General features: G+C 68.6%; 19 protein-coding genes. 16 read left to right on the top strand and 3 right to left on the bottom strand.

From position 1 onward, the window contains the following. Positions 1–254: acetyl-coenzyme A synthetase N-terminal domain-containing protein (locus tag ACWEO7_RS13655; protein WP_397074494.1), on the bottom strand; the 254-nt coding region annotated here is incomplete at its 3' end. A 393-nt stretch (positions 255–647) separates the two neighbouring features. Between ACWEO7_RS13655 and ACWEO7_RS13650 the strand changes: the two genes are divergently transcribed. Genes ACWEO7_RS13650 through ACWEO7_RS13630 form a run of 5 tightly spaced genes read left to right on the top strand, consistent with a single transcriptional unit; the run spans position 648 to position 6,638 of the window. Further along, entirely contained in the window at positions 648–2,237 is a 1,590-nt protein-coding gene (locus ACWEO7_RS13650; protein WP_452423405.1) for a peptide ABC transporter substrate-binding protein, read from the top strand. A gap of 54 nt (positions 2,238–2,291) precedes the next feature. Then, positions 2,292–3,218 (top strand): ABC transporter permease, encoded by a 927-nt coding sequence (locus ACWEO7_RS13645; protein ID WP_452423387.1) that lies wholly within the window; start codon positions 2,292–2,294, stop codon positions 3,216–3,218. Next, positions 3,211–4,167, top strand: a complete 957-nt coding sequence (locus tag ACWEO7_RS13640) for an ABC transporter permease (protein ID WP_452423385.1) — start codon at positions 3,211–3,213, stop codon at positions 4,165–4,167. The genes ACWEO7_RS13645 and ACWEO7_RS13640 overlap by 8 nt, the downstream gene beginning before the upstream one ends. Next, positions 4,164–5,840 carry a dipeptide ABC transporter ATP-binding protein gene (locus tag ACWEO7_RS13635; protein ID WP_452423384.1) on the top strand — a complete coding sequence of 559 codons (1,677 nt, stop codon included), beginning with the start codon at positions 4,164–4,166 and terminating at the stop codon, positions 5,838–5,840. Before ACWEO7_RS13640 ends, ACWEO7_RS13635 begins: the two co-directional genes overlap by 4 nt. 51 nt (positions 5,841–5,891) lie before the next feature. Continuing rightward, entirely contained in the window at positions 5,892–6,638 is a 747-nt protein-coding gene (locus tag ACWEO7_RS13630) for an oxidoreductase (protein ID WP_452423382.1), read from the top strand. A 488-nt stretch (positions 6,639–7,126) separates the two neighbouring features. Here the strand turns inward: ACWEO7_RS13630 and ACWEO7_RS13625 are convergent, their stop codons facing one another. Next, positions 7,127–7,936 (bottom strand): HAD family hydrolase, encoded by an 810-nt coding sequence (locus tag ACWEO7_RS13625; RefSeq protein ID WP_452423380.1) that lies wholly within the window; start codon positions 7,934–7,936, stop codon positions 7,127–7,129. Between the two features lie 542 nt (positions 7,937–8,478). On the opposite strand from ACWEO7_RS13625, the gene ssd reads away from it, so the two are divergent. From ssd to ACWEO7_RS13590, 7 genes are all read left to right on the top strand, one after another. Further along, on the top strand, positions 8,479–9,588 hold the full coding sequence (ssd, locus tag ACWEO7_RS13620) for a septum site-determining protein Ssd (RefSeq protein ID WP_452423378.1): 1,110 nt from the start codon (positions 8,479–8,481) through the stop codon (positions 9,586–9,588). Positions 9,589–9,598: 10 nt separating this feature from the next. Then, positions 9,599–10,783 (top strand): TadA family conjugal transfer-associated ATPase, encoded by a 1,185-nt coding sequence (locus tag ACWEO7_RS13615; protein WP_452423376.1) that lies wholly within the window; start codon positions 9,599–9,601, stop codon positions 10,781–10,783. Beyond that, positions 10,780–11,574 (top strand): type II secretion system F family protein, encoded by a 795-nt coding sequence (locus tag ACWEO7_RS13610; protein ID WP_452423374.1) that lies wholly within the window; start codon positions 10,780–10,782, stop codon positions 11,572–11,574. Before ACWEO7_RS13615 ends, ACWEO7_RS13610 begins: the two co-directional genes overlap by 4 nt. 321 nt (positions 11,575–11,895) lie before the next feature. Next, positions 11,896–12,522: a type II secretion system F family protein gene (locus tag ACWEO7_RS13605; protein ID WP_452423372.1), complete on the top strand. Its 627-nt coding sequence runs from the start codon at positions 11,896–11,898 to the stop codon at positions 12,520–12,522. 546 nt (positions 12,523–13,068) lie between these two features. Further along, entirely contained in the window at positions 13,069–13,254 is a 186-nt protein-coding gene (locus tag ACWEO7_RS13600; protein ID WP_355079276.1) for a DUF4244 domain-containing protein, read from the top strand. A gap of 38 nt (positions 13,255–13,292) precedes the next feature. After that, positions 13,293–13,607: a TadE family type IV pilus minor pilin gene (locus ACWEO7_RS13595; RefSeq protein WP_355079237.1), complete on the top strand. Its 315-nt coding sequence runs from the start codon at positions 13,293–13,295 to the stop codon at positions 13,605–13,607. A gap of 245 nt (positions 13,608–13,852) precedes the next feature. Next, the gene (locus ACWEO7_RS13590) at positions 13,853–14,275 is read left to right on the top strand and encodes an Rv3654c family TadE-like protein (protein WP_452423369.1); all 423 of its coding nucleotides are present in this window, start codon (positions 13,853–13,855) and stop codon (positions 14,273–14,275) included. Positions 14,276–14,566: 291 nt separating this feature from the next. Here ACWEO7_RS13590 and ACWEO7_RS13585 read toward each other — a convergent pair whose 3' ends face one another. Next, positions 14,567–16,951: a DEAD/DEAH box helicase gene (locus ACWEO7_RS13585; RefSeq protein WP_452423367.1), complete on the bottom strand. Its 2,385-nt coding sequence runs from the start codon at positions 16,949–16,951 to the stop codon at positions 14,567–14,569. A gap of 436 nt (positions 16,952–17,387) precedes the next feature. On the opposite strand from ACWEO7_RS13585, the gene ACWEO7_RS13580 reads away from it, so the two are divergent. The 4 genes from ACWEO7_RS13580 to ACWEO7_RS13565 all read left to right on the top strand — a co-directional run bounded on the left by ACWEO7_RS13580 (position 17,388) and on the right by ACWEO7_RS13565 (position 22,837). Continuing rightward, positions 17,388–17,594 (top strand): cold-shock protein, encoded by a 207-nt coding sequence (locus ACWEO7_RS13580; protein ID WP_011206895.1) that lies wholly within the window; start codon positions 17,388–17,390, stop codon positions 17,592–17,594. 374 nt (positions 17,595–17,968) lie between these two features. Further along, positions 17,969–20,815 carry a type I DNA topoisomerase gene (gene topA / locus ACWEO7_RS13575; RefSeq protein ID WP_452423403.1) on the top strand — a complete coding sequence of 949 codons (2,847 nt, stop codon included), beginning with the start codon at positions 17,969–17,971 and terminating at the stop codon, positions 20,813–20,815. Positions 20,816–20,852: 37 nt separating this feature from the next. Then, positions 20,853–21,359: a mycothiol transferase gene (locus ACWEO7_RS13570; protein WP_450018066.1), complete on the top strand. Its 507-nt coding sequence runs from the start codon at positions 20,853–20,855 to the stop codon at positions 21,357–21,359. A 272-nt stretch (positions 21,360–21,631) separates the two neighbouring features. Next, positions 21,632–22,837 (top strand): DNA polymerase III subunit delta', encoded by a 1,206-nt coding sequence (locus ACWEO7_RS13565; RefSeq protein ID WP_452423401.1) that lies wholly within the window; start codon positions 21,632–21,634, stop codon positions 22,835–22,837. The last annotated feature ends 53 nt before the right edge of the window (positions 22,838–22,890 follow it).

Raw genomic sequence — 22,890 nt, 5'->3', positions numbered from 1 at the left:
AGGACGTGGCGGTCCACGCAGTTGTAGGCGACGTTGAGCTTGCCGCCGACGAACCATTTCGCCACCGGAGCCTCGCTCCAGTCCAGCACCTGGGTGAACGGTTCGTGCCAGTGCAGCCGCCCGGCCTGTTCGGCCCAGAACGCGTCGCGATCGGCCGCCGCCCGCTCGTAGAGTCCGGCGTCGGCGTTCGCCTGGGCGGCGAACTCCGCGTTCGGCGGATACGAGTCCCTGTGTTCGGCGCTGGTTTCGGTCATCTCGTCTCTTCTTTCCACGTAGCCTGAGCGCACGATTCGACGCGGCCGAGTTCGACAGTAATCAACTGTGACCCATGCCGCGTGCGGTGTGTCGATCGGGTTTCGCCCGGGTCACGCCGCCGCGCGCCTGCTCCCCGCGGCGGTCACCTCGGCGAACGCGTTGTTCCGGCCGCGCGGCCGTTTCCGCACGAAATTCGGGGTGTTTCGGCGATGTTGCCGGATCGGTAACAAGTACAACGAACTCGGATCAATCAGGTGACAGTGCCCGCGCCGGTGGTTACTCTGCCAACCACACAGGGGGATCGCGTCGGCCTGCGCTGGCGGGCCTCCTGCGGGTGCCGATCGGCCACCCCCTTCTCGCACCGGGAGGACGCGTTGAAATTCCACAGAGCGATGGCGCTGACCGCGGCGGTCGTACTGGCCACGAGCCTCGGGCTGTCCGCATGTTCCTCGGGCGACGGCGCCGACGCCGACATCGTCACGGTCAACGGTGGCGAGCCGCAGAATCCGCTGGTGCCTACCAACACCAACGAGAATATGGGCGGTCGTGTGGTCGACCGGCTGTTCGCGGGCCTGAAGTACTACGACGGGAGCGGCAAGGCGCACGACGAGATGGCGGAGTCGATCCAGACCACGGATCGGAAGAGCTACCGGGTGACCATCAAACCCGGCTGGAAGTTTACCGACGGCACCCCGGTGACGGCGAAGTCGTTCGTCGACGCCTGGAACTACGGCGCGCTCGGCACCAACGCCCAGTTGCAGAGCTATGTGTTCAGTCCCATCGTCGGTTTCGACGAGGTGTCCGCGGAAAAGCCTACGGCACAGACGATGTCGGGCTTGAAGGTGATCGACGACCGCACCTTCACCATCGAGCTGAAGGCGCCCTCGATCGATTTCGAGACCGAACTCGGGTACGCGCCGTTCTATCCGCTGCCGGAGGCCGCGTTCAAGGACATGAAAGCGTTCGGAGAGAACCCGATCGGCAACGGCCCCTACAAGTTCGCCCGGGCCGGGGCGTGGGAGCACAACGTCAAGATCGATCTGGCGCCCAACCCGGACTACCCCGGCGGCCGCCCGGCCAAGAACAAAGGGCTTCGCTTCGTGATGTATCAGTCCTTCGACACCGCCTACGCGGACCTGCAAGCGGGCAACCTGGACGCGCTCGACACCGTGCCCGACAGCGCGCTCACCTCCTACGAACGGGATCTCGGTGACCGCGCGATCACCGAGCCGACCGCCCAGAACCAGCACATCGGCATCCAGTCCAACGTCGCGCACTTCGCCGGCCAGGAAGGGCTGTTGCGACGCCGGGCGATCTCGATGGCGATCAACCGGGAACAGATCGCGCAGAACATCTTCCACGGCACCCGGATCCCGGCGCGCGACTTCACCGCGAGCACGCTGCCCGGCTTCGAACCGAACCTGCCCGGCTCGGAGGTGCTGAAGTACAACCCCGACGAGGCCAAGAAGGTCTGGGCACAGGCCGACGCGATCTCGCCGTGGTCGGGCCGCTACGAGATCGCCTACAACTCCGACGGCGGCCACCAGGCCTGGGTGGAGGCGGTGGCCAACAGCGTCAAGAACACCCTCGGCATCGACGCCATCGGCGTGCCGTACCCGACGTTCAAGAACATCCGCGACGAAGTGAACGCGCGCACCATCAACAAGGCCTTCCGCTACGGCTGGCAGGGTGACTACCCAACCATGCTGCAGTTCCTCACTTCGCAGTACTACAGCTACTCCGACACCAACAACGTCGACTACAAGAACCCGGAATTCGACCGCCTGCTCGATGCCGCCTTGGCCGCGCCGAGCCAGGACGAGTCCTACAAGATCATCGCGCAGGCCCAGGCCCTGCTGATCAAGGACCTGGCCGACGTCCCGGTGTTCGACTATGTGGCCGCCGCGGGCCGCTCCGACCGGGTGCGCAAGGCCGAACTCGCCTGGAACGGACTGTTCGACTTCGAGAACATCGAGAAGTAGCCGCCGGCCGCCGGGTGTCCGGGTGACGCTCGGCGGTCCTGTTCAGGAGGCGAAATGGCCTGGTATGTCGGGCGGCGTCTGCTTCAGATGATCCCCGTGTTCCTCGGTGCGACCCTGCTCGTCTACGCCCTGGTGTTCCTCGTCCCGGGCGACCCGATCCACGCGCTGGCCGGTGACAAGCCGATGACGCCCGCGGTGGAGGCGCAACTGCGGGCGCGCTACCACCTCGACGAGCCGTTCCTCGTGCAGTACCTGCTGTATCTGAAGGGCATCGTCACGCTGGACTTCGGCACGGCCTTCTCCGGCAGGCCGGTGCGGGACGAACTCGCGCGCGCGTTCCCGATCACGATCAAGTTGGCCTTCATGGCGGTGCTGATCGAGTCGGTCTTCGGCGTGCTGTTCGGCCTGATCGCCGGACTGCGCAAAGGCAAGCTGTTCGACTCCGCGATGCTCGTGATCAGCCTGGTCGTGATCGCGGTCCCGGTCTTCGTGGTGGGCTTCCTCGCCCAATTCCTGCTCGGCGTGAAGTGGGGCATCGCGCCCGTGACGGTCTCCGGGAAGGTGACCGTCGGCGAACTGCTGGTGCCCGCGATCGTGCTCGGCTCGCTGTCGTTCGCCTACGTCCTGCGCTTGACCCGGAATTCGGTGGCGGAGAACATGTCCGCCGACTACGTACGCACCGCGACCGCCAAAGGCCTGCGCAGGCCACGCGTGGTGACCGTGCACATCCTGCGCAACTCGATGATTCCGGTGGTCACGTTCGTCGGCGCGGATCTGGGCGCCCTGATGGGCGGCGCGATCGTCACCGAGGGCATCTTCAACATTCCCGGCGTGGGCGGCACGCTCTACCAGGCCATCACCAGGGGGGAGCCGCCGACCGTCGTCTCCTTCGTCACGGTGCTGATCGTCATCTTCCTGCTCACCAATCTGCTCGTGGACCTGCTCTACGCCGCGCTCGACCCGAGGATCCGCTATGCCTGACCGCACCGAGGCCGCGAGTCCGCGTCGCGGCCAGGAGCATTTCGTCGCGCCACCCGACGACGTCGAGGTGCTCGCCACCGACGCCGTGCTGGATGCGGGCGCGCCGACCAGCATCTGGCGCGACGCGTGGCGGCAGCTGCGGCGCAACCCGATCTTCATCGTCGCGACGGTGCTGATCGTGTTCGTGCTGATCGTGGTGATCTGGCCGGGGCTGTTCACCGATCAGGACCCGCGGTACTGCAACGGCGACTTCAGCATGGACCCGCGCGGCGCGGGGCACCCGTTCGGTTTCGACAAGCAGGGGTGCGACATCTACGCCCGCACCGTCTACGGAGCGCGGGCTTCCGTGCTCGCCGGAGTCGGCGCGACGCTGCTGTTCGTGCTGATCGGGGGAACGCTCGGCGCGCTGGCGGGCTTCTACGGCGGACCGTTGGACTCGATCGTCTCGCGGGTCGCGGAGGTCTTCTACGCGATTCCGTTGATGCTGGCCGCCATCGTGATCATGCAGCTGCTGGACGCAAGGACGATCTGGACCGTTATCGTCATCCTCGCCTCGTTCACCTGGCCGCAGGCGGCGCGAATCGCCCGTAGCGCCGTGATCCAAGCGAAGAACAGCGACTACGTCACGGCCGCGAAAGCATTGGGCGTCTCCCGACCGCAGACGCTTGTGCGCCACGTGTTGCCCAACGCGGCGGGACCGCTGATCGTGGTGACCACGCTGTGGCTGGGCGTCTTCATCGTCACCGAGGCGACGCTGTCCTATCTCGGCGTCGGTCTCCCGCGCACCGTGGTGTCCTGGGGCGCGGACATCGCCACGGGGCAGAAGGAGATCCGCACCTCCGCCATCCTGTTCTATCCGGCGACGGCGCTGGCGCTTACCGTGCTGAGCTTCATCATGCTGGGCGACGCCGTGCGCGACGCCCTCGATCCGAAGGCGAGGAAGCGATGAGCGAGGCCGGCCGACCGCTGCTGGAGATCACCGATCTGAACGTGAGCTTCACCGCCGACGGCAAGCCGGTGCCCGCGGTCCGGGACGTGAGCCTGTCGGTCTATCCGGGGCAGACCGTGGCCATCGTCGGGGAATCGGGCTCGGGAAAGTCGACCACCGCGCACGCGATCATCGACTTGCTGCCCGGCACGGGCCGGGTCACCTCCGGTTCGATCAGGTTCGACGGCAAGGAACTCACGGCGGCCTCGAAACAAGAGATCGTCGCGGTCCGCGGCAGCGGCATCGGCCTGGTCCCGCAGGACCCGATGTCGAATTTGAATCCGGTGTGGAAAATCGGCTTCCAGATCCGCGAGACGCTCGAAGCCAACGGAATCGCGAAGGGCAAAGCCGCCGAGAAGCGAGCGGTGGAGCTGCTCGAGGAAGCGGGCATGCCCGACGCCGAACGCCGGGTGAACCAGTATCCGCACGAGTTCTCCGGCGGCATGCGCCAGCGTGCGTTGATCGCGATCGGCCTGTCCTGCCGGCCCCAACTGCTCATCGCCGACGAGCCGACCTCGGCGCTCGACGTGACCGTGCAGCGGCAGATCCTCGACCATCTCGAGCGGCTCACCGCCGAGCTCGGCACCGCGGTGCTGCTGATCACCCATGACTTGGGTTTGGCGGCGGAGCGTGCCGAACACCTGGTGGTGATGTATCGCGGCCGTGTCGTGGAGTCCGGGCCCGCTTTGCGGATTCTGCGTGATCCGCAGCACCTGTACACCAAACGGCTGGTGAGTTCGGCGCCGTCGCTGGCCGCGCAGCGGCGGTCGGCGGTGCGGCGTCGGGCCGAGATCCACGCGCAAGCCGTGCAGGTGGCGGCAGCCGACACGGTGGTGCCGGACGACGTGCTGGTAGCCGAGCAGCTGACGAAGACGTTCCACATTCGCGATCGCACGCCGTGGAAGTCGACCGAGTTCGTCGCGGTGGACGATGTGTCGTTCCGGCTGCGGCGCGGGTCGACCACGGCGATCGTCGGCGAATCCGGCTCGGGCAAGACCACGGTGGCGCAGATGGTCCTCGGACTGCACGCGCCCACCTCCGGCGCCGTCACATTCGACGGCAAGGACGTGACCACCCTGGATCGTAAGGAATCCTTCGCCTTCCGCCGCCGGGTGCAGCCGATCTTCCAGGATCCCTACGGCTCGCTCGACCCGATGTACACGATCTACCGCACCATCGAGGAGCCCTTGCGCACCCACCGGATCGGTACCGCCGAGGAAAGGGAGGCGACCGTGCGGGAACTGCTCGACAAGGTCGCGCTGCCTGCCGGTGTGCTGCGGCGCTACCCCAACGAGCTGTCCGGTGGGCAGCGTCAGCGCGTGGCGGTCGCGCGGGCACTCGCCCTCCGGCCCGAAGTGGTGGTGTGCGACGAGGCGGTGTCCGCGCTCGACGTGCTGGTGCAGGCCCAGATCCTCCGCCTGCTCAACGAGCTGCAAGCCGAGCTCGGGCTGGCGTATCTGTTCATCACCCACGATCTGGCCGTGGTGCGGCAGATCGCCGACGACGTGCTCGTCATGCAGCGCGGCAAGGTTGTAGAGGCGGCGACGACCGACGAGGTGTTCGACGATCCCCGGCAGGAGTACACGCGCAAGCTGCTCGACGCGATACCGGGACGCGATCTGCTGGCCGGATAGCGAGCCGGGCGCGCGGATCGGTCCGCGCGAGCGCAAGTAGCCTCGTATGCCGTGACCGATCCGCTACAGCCCCTCGTCGATCTTCCCGGTGTCCGGGACGCGGCCGACCGCGCCCGCGACGCGCTCGCCGAGGTGCACCGGCACAAGGCGAACCGGCGTGGGTGGCCCACCACGGCGGCCGAGGCGGCGGTGCGTGCGGCCCGGTCCTCGGCGGCCATCGACGGCGGCAGCACGGACATTCCCGCCGACGGCCGGGTGGTGGACCCGATCCTGGCCGGCTCGCTGCGCGTCGGGCAGGCGTTGGACGGCGACGCGCTGCGGAATCTGGTGGGCACCTGGCAGCGTGCCCCGCTGCAGGCGCTGGCGCGGCTGCATCTGCTCGCCGCGGCCGATCTGATCCCGGAGCAAGAGGCGCTCGGCAGGCCGCGCGGCGACTCCGGCGTCGCGCAGCGGCTGGATCTGCTGGCGCAGACGGTGCTCGGTTCGCGAGCGCCCGCGCCGGTGCTCGCCGCCGTAGTACACGGTGAGCTATTGGCGCTGCGGCCGTTCGGCACGGCCGATGGCGTAGTCGCGCGGGCGGCCTCCCGGCTGGTTGCGGTGTCGAGTGGGCTGGATCCGCACAGCCTCGGCGTACCGGAGGTGTTCTGGTTGCGCAGGCGTCAGGCGTATCTGGACGCGGCCGCGGGATTCGGAACCGGGGAGGCGGAGGCGGTCGGCGGCTGGGTGATCTTCTGTTGCGGGGCGTTCGAGGATGGCGCGCGCGAGGCCACGTCGATCGCAGACTCGGCGGCGGGATAACCCCCGTACACGTCAAAGCGGGCGGCGTTGTCTTTCGACCTCACCGCCCGCTAGCACGGACTACCCGGTTACCAAGCGTGCTAGGTGGGTTGTGTTCTGCGGCCTCGGCGACAATCCGGATATCGGCCGGTTCATCCCCGCAACCTGTGCGAGGCCTTCGCCGTCGACTATCCGAATTTCGCAGGCCCACAACGCTTCTGCCCTTGTCGCGGCGCGCTCCGCGTGGGTGCCTGGTGCCCGTGCTGGGAAGAAGGGTCGGGAGACAGTGCCTTCTCTTCCGGTGCTGCCTTGGCCTTCCGTCCTTCCGTAGTTACCTTTCTACACTGTGACTGCACTCACATCAAGGGATGCGAGAACATTGAATAATCGGCGTTTTTCTCGGCGTTTCGTGGTTAAATGCCTGGTCCGCAGCCCCATCGGTCAAGTTGGCTGAGTTAACGGCAAGCCGCTGGCGACCCAGTTGGGACGGGCTGCTAGAGCGTCCGATCTCAGCGTCGGCGGCGCAGCATCCGGTAGCTGATCGCGCCGGCCACGACCGCGCTCAAGCCGACCGCCGCGGTGGCCGCGAGCGTCGTCGAGGACGGCGCTTGGAAGCGCGCCCACAGCGATACCGGGTTGGAGAAGGTCAGGATCGGCCAGCCCCGCGCGGTGGCCTCACGGCGCAGATTGCGATCCGGATTGACCGCAGTGGGGTGGCCCACCGCGCCGAGCAGCGGCAGGTCGGTGATCGAGTCGGAGTAGGCGTAGCAGCGGGACAGGTCGTACCCCTCGTCTGCGGCGAGTTTCTCGATGGCGGCGACCTTGCCCTCGCCGTAGCAGTAGAACTCGACCTCGCCGGTGTACTTTCCGTCCGCCACGACCATCTTGGTGGCGGCGGTATGTGAGGCGCCGAGCGCTTCGGCGATCGGGCCGACGATCTCCTCGCCGGAGGCCGAGACGATCACCACGTCGTGCCCCCGGATCTTGTGGTCGGCGATCAAGTCGGCAGCCTCCGCGTAGATCAGCGGATCGACCAACTCGTGCAACGTCTCTGCCACAATGGATTTCACCTGCTCGACGTCCCAGCCCGCGCACATGCTGGTCAGGTGGGCGCGCATCCGTTCCATCTGATCGTGATCGGCTCCCGACAGCAGGAACAGGAAGTGGGCGTAACTGCTTTCCAGGACGGCGCGGCGGTTCAAAAGCCCCTGCGCGTAGAAGGGCTTGCTGAATACGAACGTGCTCGACTTCGCGATCACGGTCTTGTCCAGATCGAAGAAGGCCGCGACGCGTCCACCTGCGGTGGCTGACTTGTCCACTCGACCAGGATAGGCGGCGGTATGGTCTCCGCTCGGTCAGGCGTCAGGTGTGGTGCGGCTGCTGTGTCCCGTGTTCGGTTCGACCGCGGGTTGTGGGCAGCGCTTTCCGGCCACCGCGCCTGTTGTGTGGCCGTCCTGCCTTCGATCGGCCGCAGATGTGCGGCGGCTGCACCACGGATGCCGCTGGTCGGCACGCGTGTTCCCCGCCGTGGCGCGCTGTGGCCGGTGCGGCGACGAAGTTTGCCCCGCAGACGCCGAAGCCACGACGGCCACAAAGATGTCCGTCGGCAGACTTGCGTGGTGGCCGGGGCTTAGGTGTAGTATTGCTGGCACCTGGACATGGTCCAGGCGCGTTCAGCCCGACCCCCCGGGGCTGAACCCCGACGGCCCCAGCCTCCTCCCCCCCCGGCTGGGGCCGTCCTCTATTTCAGGGACAGTGCGGTACGGCATCCGGTTCGGATAGCTGTCCACAACCCCGGAGTTGTCCACATTCGGCATATCGCCCCTTCTGTCCCTGCTCCGGGTCCGCGACGCTGACCTGCATGAACCTCGATGCATCGGAGCCGAGCGGGCCGGCGCCCGCCCTTGTGCTCATCGATGACGACCGTCTGCGCGACGAAGTCCGGCGTATCGCGGCGGCCGCCGAACGGCCACTCGATGAGCGGACGCGACTCGTCGGCCGACATGCCTGGACCGGCGCTCCACTGGTGATCCTGGACACCGATACGGCGCGCGAGGCGGCCGCCGCGGGCTACCTGCGCCGCGCCGGCGTCGTGGTGGTAACCGATGGTGAGCCAGGTTTGCTCGACTGGCAGGCCGCCGCCGCGGTCGGCGCGGAGCGGGCTATCGCCTTGCCCGGCGCGGCGGTGGGGCTCATCGAGATGTTTGCTGAATACGGCGAGCAGCGTGCGGGGGACGGCGTGGTGCTCGCCGTCGTCGGCGCGGGCGGCGGGGCCGGCGCGTCCACCCTCGCCGTCGCGGTCGCGCTGCGCGCCGCCGCGGAGGGGTTCCGGCGCGAGACCTTGCTAATCGATGGCGCACCCTTCGCGGGTGGTCTCGACCTGCTGCTCGGTGCCGAGAACGCGGCGGGACTGCGCTGGCCCGACTTGGTGGTGGAGGACGGGCGCGTCTCCGCGACCGCGCTGCACGGCGCCCTACCCGTCGCGGCGCCCGGGCTCGCGGTGCTGTCCTGTGGGCGCTGCGGTGCGGGACGATTGCCACGTGAGCTCGGCGCGCCCGCGGTCCGCGCTGTCATCGAAGCGGGCCGTGTCGCAGGCGATTTCATAGTTTGCGATATTTCCGGTGAGCGCGGGCCGCATGCCGACCAGATGCTCGACTCCGCGGACCTCGTGGTTCTGGTCGTTCCGGCGCGGCTGCGCGCGGTCGCCGCCGCCGAAGCGGTGTCCGCCCATATCGCGCGGCGAAACCCGAACCAGGGATTGATCGTTCGCGGTCCGGCGCCCGGCGGCCTGCGCGGAGCCGAGGTCGCCGAAGTGCTCGATCTCCCGCTGCTCGCCGCCGTCCGCGCCCAGTCCGGTCTCGCGCATCGGTTGGAGCGTGGCGGGATGTCGGTAGGCCGCCGCGGGCCGCTGCGCGATGCGGCCGACGCCGTCCTCGGCGTGCTGAGTGCACCACCGGGACAACGGCGGTGAGGAGGGGGCGATGAGCGCGATACTGACCAGCGAGCTGCTGGACCGGGTGCGGGAGCGCCTGGCGAGCGAGACCGGCGACCCGGATCCGGCTCAGGTCGCCGCCGCGATCCGGGCCGAAGCGGGCGGGGTGCTCGGTGACACCGACCTGCTGCGGGCTCTGCGACTGCTGCAGACCGAACTCACCGGCGCGGGCGTACTCGAACCGCTGCTGCACGATCCGCGAGTGGCCGACGTCCTGGTAACCGGTCCGGACGCGGTGTGGATCGATCGCGGGCACGGTCTGGAGAAGACCTCGATCACCTTCTCCGATGAGGCCGCGGTCCGGCGGCTGGCGCAGCGCCTGGCACTGTCGGCGGGCCGCCGACTCGACGACGCACAACCATGGGTGGACGGTCGGCTGTCCGGAATGGCTGCGGCATCAGGGGATTCGTTCGGGGTCCGCTTGCACGCGGTCCTCGCGCCGGTCGCGCACGGCGGCACTTGTCTGTCGTTGCGGGTACTCCGTCCGGCCACCCAGGGGCTGTCCGCGCTCGCCGTGGCGGGCTCGGTGCCCGCCGACGCGAAACTCCTGCTGGAACGAATCATCCGAGCGAGGCTGGCGTTCCTGGTCGTCGGCGGCACCGGAGCCGGGAAGACGACGCTGCTGTCGGCCCTGCTCGCCACGGTGGGCCCGTCCGAGCGGATCGTTTGCGTCGAGGACGCGGCGGAGCTCGCGCCACCGCATCCCCACGTGGTCCGGCTGGTGGCCAGGACCGCGAATGTGGAGGGCGTCGGCGAGGTCACCGTCCGTGACCTGGTCCGTCAAGCGCTGCGCATGCGGCCGGACCGGATCGTGGTGGGCGAGGTCAGGGGCGCCGAGGTGGTCGACCTGCTGACCGCGTTGAACACCGGACACGACGGCGGGGCGGGCACCGTGCACGCCAACTCACCGCAAGAAGTCCCCGCCCGGCTGGAAGCCCTCGCCGCTCTGGGCGGCATGGATCGAGCGGCTTTGCATAGTCAACTCGCCGCCGCGGTGCAGGTCGTCCTGCACGTGCACCGCCGATCCGACGGCTCGCGGGGGCTGCGCGAGGTCGGCCTCGTGCACCGCACCGGCGATGCGGGCGTGCGGATCACGCCCGCCTGGCATACCACGGGTGCGGCCCCCGCCGCCGCGGACCTGTCCAGCCTGCTCGCCGAACGGCTCGACCGTTGAGTGGCGCGGTGGTGTGTCTCGCGCTGGCCTTGGTCCTGGTTCCGGCGCCCCGGTCGCAGCGCCGGTTCGGACAGCTGTTCACCGCGCGCGTCGAGTATCGAATACCGAAGCGCGGCACGCTGTTCCGAGCCTGTGCCTGCGTGGGCGTGGTGATCGTGCTCGCCGTCTTCGGTACGGGTCCTTTCCTCGCGGCCGGCTTGGTCGCCGGAACCGTCGGGCTACGGGCTCGCCGGGCGGTACGGGACCGGCGCGGGAAAGCCGAGCAAGGGTACCTACTCGATGCCTTGGAGGCTGTGATCGCGGAATTGCGGGTGGGGGCGCATCCGAGCGCCGCCGCCGAGGCCGCCGCACGTGAGGTGTGGGGCGAGTCGTCCCGCGCGTTCAGCGTTGGCGCCGCCCGCAGCCGACTCGGTGGCTCGGCGGCCGAGGGTCTGCGCAGGCCGGATTCCCCGATCGCCGCGGAACTCGCCCGGGTCGCCGGCGCGTGGCAGGTGGCCGAGCAGCACGGCTTGGCGCTGGCCGAGTTGCTGTCCGCGGCCCGAACGGATCTCGCGGGACGCATCCGATTCCACGGCCGCACCACCGCCGCGCTGGCCGGCGCACGGGCCACCGCCGGTGTCCTGGCGTGTCTGCCGCTCCTCGGCATCGCCCTCGGCCAAATGATGGGCGCCGCGCCGCTGCACGTCCTGTTCGCCTCGTCCGCGGGGGCGGTGCTGTTGCCGGTCGGCGCGGGCTTGGCCTGCGCGGGCCTGCTGTGGACCGATGCCATCACCCGAAAGGTGCTGATATGAAGTCTTCTTCGATGGCTGGTCGCGGCCGGTCGAAGCAGTTGTCGAACTCGAAGCCGGTTGCGATCGGCGGGGAGAGGCGGTTTGCGCGCGATCCAATCGGACTGCAGCGCATGGCGGATGCGCACCACCTCGACGGCGCGTTCGACCCTGGCTACCCGCAGACCGGCCGAATCTACGGTCGCGCTGCCGAGCGACGACGGGTCAGCCTCATCGGTCCGCTCTTCGGCGACGGCCCGCAGGTGACGCGTGGTGTGCCGTCGCATGGCCTGACTGTGGGGCGTGCACGAGGTCGTCGCACAACAGGATCGCTGAGGAAGGCTGATGATGGCGTTCACTTCTGGGGCAGTACTGCCGTTGCTGCTGCTGGCGGCCGCACTCGCCTCGCTGCCGGGACGAGTGGCCGTGAGCAGGCGGTTGTATGCCCTCGGCCGGACGCGCAACGCACCGGCCGAGACGCCGCGCCGGCTGAACCGGGAGACCGATCCGCTGGCTGTCGCCTCGGTGCTCGACCTGCTGGCCGCCTGCCTGCGTGCTGGGCTTCCCATGGCAGGGGCGGCGCGCGCCGTAGCGCCGGAGGCGCCGGAACCACTCGGCGAAGCACTGCGACGGGCGGCGGACCTGCTCGCGCTAGGTGCCGACGCGGCCACGGCCTGGCACCAAGTGGCGCGGGATGCGAACGGGCGCCCAGGAGCCGACGAGATCGAGTCGCTGGCCCGGATGGCGCGCCGTTCGGCGCGGTCCGGATCGTCGCTGGCGGCAGCGGTCATGGAACTGGCCGAGCAGCGCAGGGCCGCGGTGGAAGACATCGCGGCCGCGAAAGCGGAACGCGCGGGCGTCCTGATCGGCGGCCCCTTGGGGCTGTGCTTCCTCCCGGCCTTCGTCTGCCTCGGCATAGTGCCGGTGGTCATCGGCTTGGCGGGCCGAGTCCTAGGCGGTGGGCTGCTGTAACCCCGCACCGGGCAGTGGCCACGCCGCCCATGGTGTCCGCACCGAAGCGTTCACGCGGGGTTTTCGCGCAGGTTCGGCGGACCGTGACCGGGCGGCCCGCGCTCGCGGACCCCCCTCGAATCGCATCGGGAGAACGGCGGACGGGCGCGCCCACGTCGTTCACGAGAGCGGGTCAGGTGGGGGGCTCGGTGCCCCCACACCGTCGCGGGCGCCACCGGTCGGGAAAGCCGTCGCGGGGCCGGTCGGTCCGCCTATGGCCCGGCAGCTCGGCGGTGTGCCGCGCACTCGGCGCTTCGGTGGCTGCTTTGCGCGCTGAGCCGTATCCGGCGTTCGGTCGCGCATCGAACCCGTCGCTGCCGCTGATCGCCACCCGTCGGCGGTTCGTTGTGGACCGAAGCGAAAGAGACCGTGCTCGGACGTCAGCGCCGCGCACTGCCTCGGAGGAAGCGTGCTCGTGCGGACCGGCCGCACGGGCCGGAAAGGAGGAATCGGGTGCGTATCCAGGGGGTTGTGAAGTCCGTGGGCCGCAGGGTGCGGGCTGTATATATGAGCCTGCGTGCGCGGGCGCTGCGGGCGATGGTCGCGGAGGACGGCATGAGCACGGCGGAGTACGCGATCGGCACGATCGCGGCGGCGGCATTCGGCGCCGTGCTGTACGGGGTGGTGACGGGCGACAGCATCGTGAACGCGCTGACGAAGATCATCGACCGGGCACTGAACACATCGGTGTAGCTGTCGCCACACCGTGGCTCGGCGACGATCGGGGAGGGGTGACGATCGAGGCCGCGCTCGCATTGACCTCGGTCGTCGCTACCGTCGTGCTCTGTCTCGGGGCTCTGCTGGCGGCATCGACCCAGGTCCGCTGTGTCGATGCCGCCGGCGAGGCCGCCCGCCTCGCCGCACGGGGCGATCACGCGAACGCCCGCCCGGCGGCGGAGCGCATCGCCCCGCCGTCGGCCGACATCGCACTCCGCACCGAGGGCACTCGTGTGATCGCCGTGGTTTCCGCGCGGACCCCGCTTCTGCCGCTGCTCACCCTCCGCGCGGAGGCGGTCGCGACCCTCGAGCCCGGAGCCACCGAATGAAGGCGGTGCTGATGGTGGTCTGGCTTCTCGTGGGCGTCGGTGCCCGTCACTCCGGTGCAGGGTGGCGCACCGAAGGGAGTGCACGGTCGGCGGCGTTTGCGGAAGCTCCGCGGGTCGGCTGGCTACGCCGTACACGGTGGCCACGGTTCGACCTTGGGGGTGGTGTTCACACACCAACCGCCACCGCCGGAGCGTTATGTGCGGTGGGGTCGGATTCCGGTTCGCGACGCTGCCCGGAGCGAGACATGACAGGAAACGCTGAGCGGGTTCGGATCAGCGAGCGCAGCCCGCGGCGTGTCCCTCGCATGCTGCGGGTTCGGGTAAGCGACGAACAGGGGCTGGCCACCGTGTTCGCTTGCTTGGCGCTCGTAGCCCTGATCGGGGTGACGCTCTTGATCGCGCAGGTGGGGGCCGTGGTGGTGGCGCGGCATCGGGCGCAGGCGGCCGCCGATTCGGCAGCGCTGACCGCGGCGGGAGCCTTGGTCGATGGCGTCGACATCGCATGTGCTGACGCGGACCAGGTGGCACGGCGGATGGGTGCGCGAATCCGTGTTTGCGAGGCGGTGGAGTGGGACGCGACGGTGGCTGTGGAAAGGAATGTACCAATAGGTCTGTACGGCGATCGGATCGTTCGAGCGAGCGCACGGGCCGGACCGGTTGAAGAGTGATGGAGTTCGATACACAGTCGGCCCCACGTCGCTTCCAGTGGCGGAAATCGGAAACTTAACTGGCAGGTTTAAAAGCGGACTCAGGGAAATGCCCGCGTGGACCCGGGATATCTAAAAGGGCGGAATGCGCATGTCGACAAACGATGAAGTGGCAATAGTCTAGTTAACATGAATCTATTCCTCTTTATTCGGCAGGGGTGAAGCGGCGTCATTCCACTGGGAGTTCTCCCAGCCCTCCCAGCGTGTGCGCTGGCAAGGTCGACAATTGGTCACATGTCCGGCTCTGCGCTGTCACGAATCGAGCAGCGCGTCCGCACCAGCGGACAGTTCGGCGAGTACGGCGGTGAGCAGGCGCGCCGCTGCCGCCTTGTCCAGTGGGTGGTTCCCGTTGCCGCACTTGGGTGATTGGACGCAGGAGGGGCAGCCCGCCGCGCAGCCGCACGACTCGATGGCCGACAAGGTCGCCGTAAGCCACTGGCGCAGTTGGGCGAACCCGCGCTCGGCGAATCCCGCCCCGCCGGCCTGGCCGTCGTAGACGAAGACGGTGGGCAGTCCGGTATCCGGGTGCTCGGCGGTGGAGACACCGCCGATGTCCCACCGGTCGCAGGTCGCCACCAGGGGCAACAGCCCTATCGCCGCGTGCTCGGCCGCGTGCAGCGCCCCCGGGACGTCCTGGGGCGCGATCCCCGCCAGCGCCAGCAATTCCGGTGTCACCGTGTACATGACCGCCTTGGTCGGCAGCGTCTGCGGCGGCAGGTCGAGTTCGACCAGGTCGAGCACTTCGCCGGTGATCAGTGTGCGCAGATAGCCGATCACCTGGCTGGTGACCCGCACCCGGGCCAGGCCGGCCGTCACGTGACCGTGGGCACGGTGCTCGGTCACCGCGTCGATGACGATCGAGGTCACTTGGCGCGCGCTGGTGGTCCACCCGGGCTCGGCGGCGTGCACAAAGGCCACGCCGTCATCGAGATCCAGCTCGTCGACTACATAGGTCTCGCCCTGGTGCAGGTGCACGGCGCCCGGGTGCAGCGTCGCCCTGGCCCGCCCCGCATCGGCGGTGCCGAGCAGCCTGCCGGTCTCGCCGTCCACGATGGCCACCGGTGCGCCGATTCCGCCCCGGACGTCCACCGCGTCGTGCGGCTGCGTCTCCGCGGTCACGTACCAGCGCGCGCGATCTCCCGTTCCACGCCGCCTGATCAGTCCTTTCACGGTCAGCTCGGCCAGCACTTCACGGGCGCCCAGTTCGTCCACCTCGGCGTCGGTCAGCGGCAACTCCAGCGCGGCGCACAGTAGTTGCGGACCCAGCACATAGGGGTTGCGCGGGTCGGTGATGGTGGCCTCGACGGGCTTGCCGAGCAGCGCTTCGGGGTGATGGACCAGGTAGGTGTCCAACGGATCGTCCCGCGCCACGAGCAGCACCAGTGACCCTTGGGTGCGCCGTCCCGCCCGCCCGGCCTGCTGCCAGAACGACGCGACCGTTCCGGGAAAACCCGAGATGACCACGGCATCCAGTCCCGCGATGTCGACGCCGAGTTCCAGTGCGCTGGTCGTCGCGGCGCCGAGCAGCGATCCGTCCGACAAAGCGGTTTCCAGCTCACGTCGATCCTCCGCGAGATAACCCGCCCGGTAGGACGCCACGCGTGCGGCGAGGTCCGGATCGACCTCGCCCAAGAGCCTTTTGGCATCCATCGCGGTCAGCTCCGCGGCTCGGCGGGAGCGCACGAAGGTCAAGGTCCGCGCGCCTTCGGCCACCAGATCCGCCATGATCCGCGCCGCCTCCGCGGTGGCGGACCTGCGCACCGGCGCACCGTTCTCGCCGGTCACGGCGGTGAGCAGCGGTGGCTCCCAGAGCGCGATAGTCCGCGGTCCTTGCGGCGATCCGTCCCGAGTGACCGCGGTGCACGGCGCGCCGATCAGGCGCGACGCGGCCTCCGCCGGTTCGGCTGAGGTCGCCGAGCAGAGCACGAACACGGGATCGGCGCCGTATCGTGCGGCGATCCGCCGCAGCCTGCGCAACACCAGCGCGACGTGCGAGCCGAAAACACCGCGATAGGCGTGGCATTCGTCGACCACCACGTAACGCAGCCTGCGCAGCACCCGCGCCCAGCGCTGGTGCGATCGAAGTATGCCGAGGTGGAGCATGTCCGGATTGGTGAAGATCCAGCGCGCGTTGGCGCGTACCCACTGCCGGATCTCGGCAGGCGTATCGCCGTCGTAAGTGGCCGGATGTATATCGCGCAACGGACCTTCGTGGGTGAGCTCGCCGACCGCGCGCAGCTGATCGGCGCCGAGCGCCTTCGTCGGCGACAGATACAACGCGGTGGCCTTCGGATCGGCTTGCAGCGTCGTGAGCACCGGAAGCTGATAGCCGAGCGATTTGCCCGAGGCGGTCCCGGTGCTCACGACGACGTGCCGTCCGCGGAACGCCTGCTCCGCGGTGTCCACCTGATGCCGCCATGGCGCCGCCACGCCCGTCTCACGCAATGCCGCAATCACTTCCGGCGATGCCCAGACGGGCCATTCGGAGTGTTCGGCGGCTCGTGCGGGCAACTCGGCCACATGCGTGAGCCGGGGGTCGCCATCGAGGCCTCCGGCTAGGACACGATTCAGCAACGATGTCCCGTAGCCGAGCTCGGTTCCCGGCCGTCCGCGCAGCGCGAAGTCGGGCGGATTCACGATCGGAACCCCGCAACACGCTCGGGGAGTGTGAAACGTGTGTGTCCGGGAACCTCCACCTGCCTTTTCGATACCAAATAGCGACCTGGGTCACAGCTTCTTTGCTGAACGTCGACTCGGTTATCACCAGGCAAACGAACCCCAAGTCTGGATTCCGCCATTGTGTCCCTCACCTGCGCATTCGCAAGATCAACTTTTTTGCAAATTGTCGGTAACTCGACTGTTGAATTGCCCGAAGACATGGTTCACTGGTTCCTGGTCGCAAGCTTCTGTGTTCGAGGGACGGATCCAAAGTCCAAACCGTCAGCAGGATCGATGTTGCGAACGGTGTGCTTGGTGCTTTCCTGCAGGGGGAACCAACAGTACAGCGGTCGGAACGGACCCGGTGGACGAACCCAGTTGTCCGCCGTTCCGGTAAGAAAAGAGAAGGAACAGAATGGCACAGGGAACTGTGAAGTGGTTCAACGCGGAGAAGGGGTTCGGCTTCATCGCGCCGGAGGACGGCTCCGCTGACGTCTTCGTCCACTACTCCGAGATCCAGGGTTCGGGTTTCCGCACCCTCGAGGAGAACCAGAAGGTCGAGTTCGAGGTCGGCCAGGGCACCAAGGGCCCGCAGGCCACCGGAGTGCGTGCGCTCAGCTGAGCGGCGCAGGGATCCACAGCTCGTCCCTCACCACCGGCAACGGGGTGAGGGACGAGCTATATCTGGGGTAGTCACGGCCCGCGTGCGCCGGCGGAACGGTCCGCCGAGCATGCCGCGGCGCAGGTGTGGCGAAACGGCAAGGCATACTGATTCGAACTCACGGGCGTACGCTCGGTGGTTCGAGTCGCAAGCACTCGACCACACGCGGCGTCACGGTATAAACGTGTCTGGTGCGATGTTCAGCCGTCGCAGCCGCTCACCCCAGCCGCGCGTAGCGGAAAAGACGCAGCGCGGGTCGATCAGGAAAGGTGTATTCGCCGGTGGCAACACGAGACCTCGGTGCAGCCGACCAGGGGCGTCCCCTGCGTCGTCTCGTGATCGTCGAGTCCCCGACCAAGGCCCGCAAGATCGCGCCGTACCTCGGTCGTAACTACACGGTCGAGGCGTCGGTCGGCCATATCCGGGATCTGCCGCGTGGTGCGGCCGATGTCCCGGCCAAGTACAAGGGGCAGTCCTGGGCGCGTCTCGGCGTGGACGTCGACAACGACTTCGAACCCATCTACGTCGTGAGCCCGGACAAGAAGGCCAAGGTCACCGAGCTCAAGAGCCTGCTGAAGGACGCCGACGAGCTCTACCTGGCCACCGACCCCGACCGCGAGGGCGAGGCGATCGCCTGGCACCTGCTGGAGACGCTCAAACCCAAGGTGCCGGTCCGGCGGATGGTGTTCCACGAGATCACCGAGCCCGCCATCCAGGCCGCCGCCGCGGACACCCGTGACCTCGACAACGATCTGGTCGACGCCCAGGAGACCCGCCGCATCCTGGACCGGCTCTACGGCTACGAGGTCAGTCCCGTGCTGTGGAAGAAGGTCATGCCGCGGCTGTCGGCCGGTCGCGTGCAGTCGGTGGCTACCCGGGTGATCGTGCAGCGCGAACGCGAGCGGATGTCGTTCCGTTCGGCCGAGTACTGGGACATCGCCGCCAAGCTGGACGCGGGCAACGGCGAGGCGAGCGACGCCACCAACCCGAGAACCTTCGGCGCGCGACTGGTCACCGTCGACGGCGCACGGGTCGCCACCGGCCGCGATTTCGGATCGGACGGACGGCTCAAGTCCACCAACGGCGTCGTCGTGCTGGACGAGGGCTACGCGCGGCGGCTGGCCGAGGCGCTGGACGGCGCCGACCTGGTGGTCTCCTCGGCGGAGGCCAAGCCGTACACCCGCAAGCCCTATCCGCCGTTCATGACCTCGACATTGCAGCAGGAGGCGGGGCGCAAACTCCGTTTCACCTCCGAGCGGACCATGCGGGTGGCGCAGCGACTGTACGAGAACGGCTACATCACTTATATGCGCACCGACTCGACGACGCTGTCGGAGTCGGCCATCGCGGCGGCGCGCGCGCAGGCGACCCAGCTCTACGGCTCGGAGTACGTGCATCCGACCGCGCGGCAATACAACCGCAAGGTGAAGAACGCGCAAGAGGCGCACGAGGCCATCCGGCCCGCGGGCGACACCTTCGCCACGCCCGGCCAACTGCACGCGCGGTTGGACAACGACGAGTTCCGCCTCTACGAACTCATCTGGCAGCGCACGGTCGCCTCCCAGATGGCCGACGCCAGGGGCACCACGCTGACGTTGCGCATCACCGGAGTCGCGGGCACCGGCGAAGAGTGCGTGTTCTCCGCTTCCGGCCGCACCATCACGTTCCCCGGCTTCCTGAAGGCTTATGTGGAGAGCGTCGACGAGGAGGCGGGCGGCCAGTCCGACGACGCCGAGTCCAGGCTGCCCGCGCTCGAGGAAGGCCAGGCGGTCACCGCCGTCGAGCTGAATCCCGACGGGCACAGCACGAATCCGCCCGCCCGCTACACCGAGGCGTCGCTGATCAAGACGCTCGAAGAGCTCGGCATCGGCCGCCCGTCGACGTATTCGTCGATCATCAAGACGATCCTCGACCGCGGCTACGTCTACAAGCGCGGCAGCGCGCTGGTGCCGTCGTGGGTGGCGTTCGCGGTGATCGGCCTGCTCGAAGAGCATTTCGGCCGACTGGTCGATTTCGACTTCACCGCCGCCATGGAGGACGACCTCGACGCCATCGCCGGTGGCCGCGAGCAGCGCGGAAACTGGTTGTCCAGCTTCTACTTCGGCGGCGATCACGGCGTGGAGGGCTCGGTCGCGCGGTCCGGCGGTCTGAAGAAGATGGTGGGGGAGCGGCTCGATGACATCGATGCCCGCGAGATCAACTCCATCAAGCTGTTCAGCGATGCCGCCGATCGAGACGTCGTCGTCCGGGTCGGCAAGTATGGGCCCTATTTGGAGCGGATGGTCACCGATCCCGATGACCCCGAAGGCAATGCGGTGTCTCAGCGGGCCAATCTCCCCGACGATCTCCCGCCGGACGAGCTGACGCCTGAGGTCGCCGAGAAGCTGTTCGCCACTCCGCAGGAGGGCCGTTCGCTCGGCGTCGATCCCGAGTCGGGGCACGAAATCGTCGCCAAGGAAGGACGTTTCGGTCCGTATGTCACCGAGGTCCTGCCCGAACCGCAGGCCGAGGAGGGACAAGAGGCCGCCAAGAAGACCGCGAAGAAGGCCGCGGCGCCCAAGCCGCGCACCGGTTCGCTGTTCAAGTCCATGGATTTGGCCACCATCACACTCGACGACGCGCTGAAGTTGCTGTCGTTGCCGCGTGTGGTCGGCACCGACCCGGCCAGCGGCGAGGAAATCACCGCGCAGAACGGACGTTACGGGCCGTACCTGAAGAAGGGCACCGACTCGCGTTCGCTGAACACCGAGGATCAGATTTTCACCGTCACGCTAGAGGAGGCGCTGAAGATCTACTCCGAGCCGAAGCGCCGTGGACGGCAGGCATCGAGCGCCGCTCCGCTACGGGAACTCGGAAACGACTCCGCCACCGGCAAGCCGATGGTGATCAAGGACGGCCGCTTCGGCCCGTACGTCACCGACGGCGAGACCAACGCGACACTGCGCAAGGGTGACGAGATCGAATCGATCACCCCGGAGCGGGCGATGGAACTGCTCGCCGACCGGCGTGCGCGCGGACCGGTGAAGAAGACCGCCAAGAAGGCCGCGGCGAAGAAGGCGCCCGCCAAGAAGACCGCGGCGAAGAAGACCGCCGCCAAGAAGGCGACCACCACCAAGACGGTGGCCAAGAAGACCACGGCGCAGAAGGCGGCGGCGAAGAAGACCGGCGTCGGGAAGTCGTGAGTTCCCGGCTCGTGGCCACAGCCGTAGCCTGAGCGCCATGAGTACCGAACAGGAGCGCGAGGATCTGATCGCGATGCTCGCCGACCAGCGCGAGCTTTTCCGGATCACGCTGCGCGGCATCGATGACGAGCAGGCGCGGCGGCGGACCACGGTCAGCGAGCTGACCCTCGGCGGGCTGTTGCACCACTTGGTCAGCTGCGAACGGCATTGGACCTCGGTGATCGTGCGACGGGACGAGAACGCGGAGCTGGATGTCTCGAAGTTCGGCGGCGAGTACGTCATGGCGGAGGAGGAGACCGTGACCGGCCTGCTGGCCGGCTGGGACGAGGTGGCGGCGGAGACGGCCGAGCTGATCCGTTCGGTGGACAGTCTCGACACCTCGATTCCCACGCCGACGGCGCCGTGGGCTCCGGAGCGGATCTGGCAGTCGGTGCGCTACACGGTGCTGCACATCTTGCGGGAGATCGCGCATCACTCCGGGCACGCCGACATCATCCGGGAGGAGCTGGACGGGGCGAACAGTACGCAGCAGCGCGCCTCCTAGTTCCGAACAGGGCTTGCGGCCGCATGGGCTGACAAGATCCATAGCGGTCCGACACAGCCGGCTCCCGCCGAGCGGCGTGTGCACGGCTCAGTCGGACAGCGTGTGACGGGCCGAGCGGTGCGTGGCGGAGTCGAGTGGTGTCGGCTGACCGGGCGTGCGCGGGTGAGCCGGACGGTGTGTCCGGGCCTGGTGTATGTGGGCCGTCGATGGTGGCGAGCGTGGTGTCCGAGACCGTCCGGGATCTGTCGGGAGGGGCGGCTAGGGTGTACGACGTGGCGGGAGTCTTCGATCGGTTGGTCGGCCAGGAGGCGGTCGAGTCCGAGTTGACGGCCGCCGCGGTCGCCGCGCGCGGGGGCGTGGTCGAGGGTGCGATGACGCACTCCTGGTTGTTCACCGGCCCGCCCGGATCGGGCAGATCCGTTGCCGCGCTGTGTTTCGCGGCGGCGCTGCAGTGCACGGATCCGGCGACGCCCGGGTGCGGTAGGTGTCACGCCTGCACCACGACCATGGCGGGCACGCACGGCGACGTTCGCCGGGTGGTGCCGGAGGGGCTGAGCATCAGCACCAAGGAGATGCGCGAGATCGTGCAGGTGGCCTCGCGCAGGCCCAGCACGGGGCGCTGGCAGGTGGTGGTCATCGAGGATGCCGACCGCTTGACCGAGGCGGCGGGCAACGTGCTGCTCAAGGTCGTCGAGGAGCCGCCGGACCGGACGGTGTTCCTGCTCTGTGCGCCCTCGGTGGACCCGGAGGACATCTCGATCACGTTGCGTTCCCGCTGCCGCCATGTGCATCTGGTGACGCCATCGGTGCCCGCCATCGCGCGAGTGCTCCGCGAGCGCGACAACCTCGATGAGAAGACCGCTACCTGGGCCGCGTCCATCAGCGGCGGACATGTCGGCCGTGCCCGCAGGCTCGCCACCGACGAGGAGGCACGCGCCCGCCGTCAGCGTGCCTTGGCTTTGGTCACCGCGTCCGGGAAGCCCGGCGCGGCCTACGCCGCCGCCGACGAACTGGTGCGCGCGGCCGACGACGAGGCCAAGCAGATGAGCGCGGCCCGCGATGAACGCGAGCGCGAGGAACTCGCGACTGCGCTGGGCGCGGGCGGCACCGGCAAGGGCGCGGCGAGCGCCACCCGCGGTTCCGCGGGCGTGCTCAAGGACCTCGAGCGGCGGCAGAAGTCCCGCGCGACCCGCACCGGCCGCGACGCCCTCGATCGTGCCCTGATCGACGTCGCGGGCGTCTATCGGGACGCACTGGCCGTGCGGTTCGGGGCCACCCGGCTCGGCTCCGGCGTCGCGCTCACCCACCCCGACCTGTCCGACGAGATTCACGATCTGGCCGACCGCGTGCGCCCGGAGGGCCTGCTGAAGTCCATCGAGGCCGTTCTGGCCTGCCGCACCGCGCTCGACCAGAACGTCAAACCCCGTTTCGCCCTCGCGGCCATGGCCGCCGCCCTCATCGCGGCCCGCGCGCAGTGACCGTGACCACCCGTTTTCGCGATCGGGCCCGCGAGACGATAGACTTCCCTGGC

The sequence above is a fragment of the Nocardia sp. NPDC004260 genome (assembly GCF_053603155.1).
This window is presented reverse-complemented; position numbering and strand designations above follow the sequence as displayed.

Coding starts and splice junctions, on each gene's coding strand:
- ACWEO7_RS13580 (WP_011206895.1), top strand. CDS start 17,388: ATGGCACAGGGAACTGTGAAGTGGTTCAACGCGGAGAAGGGGTTCGGC.
- ACWEO7_RS13600 (WP_355079276.1), top strand. CDS start 13,069: ATGAGCCTGCGTGCGCGGGCGCTGCGGGCGATGGTCGCGGAGGACGGC.
- ACWEO7_RS13570 (WP_450018066.1), top strand. CDS start 20,853: ATGAGTACCGAACAGGAGCGCGAGGATCTGATCGCGATGCTCGCCGAC.
- ACWEO7_RS13640 (WP_452423385.1), top strand. CDS start 3,211: ATGCCTGACCGCACCGAGGCCGCGAGTCCGCGTCGCGGCCAGGAGCAT.
- ACWEO7_RS13645 (WP_452423387.1), top strand. CDS start 2,292: ATGGCCTGGTATGTCGGGCGGCGTCTGCTTCAGATGATCCCCGTGTTC.
- ACWEO7_RS13615 (WP_452423376.1), top strand. CDS start 9,599: ATGAGCGCGATACTGACCAGCGAGCTGCTGGACCGGGTGCGGGAGCGC.
- ACWEO7_RS13635 (WP_452423384.1), top strand. CDS start 4,164: ATGAGCGAGGCCGGCCGACCGCTGCTGGAGATCACCGATCTGAACGTG.
- ACWEO7_RS13605 (WP_452423372.1), top strand. CDS start 11,896: ATGATGGCGTTCACTTCTGGGGCAGTACTGCCGTTGCTGCTGCTGGCG.
- ssd (WP_452423378.1), top strand. CDS start 8,479: ATGAACCTCGATGCATCGGAGCCGAGCGGGCCGGCGCCCGCCCTTGTG.
- ACWEO7_RS13590 (WP_452423369.1), top strand. CDS start 13,853: ATGACAGGAAACGCTGAGCGGGTTCGGATCAGCGAGCGCAGCCCGCGG.
- ACWEO7_RS13650 (WP_452423405.1), top strand. CDS start 648: ATGGCGCTGACCGCGGCGGTCGTACTGGCCACGAGCCTCGGGCTGTCC.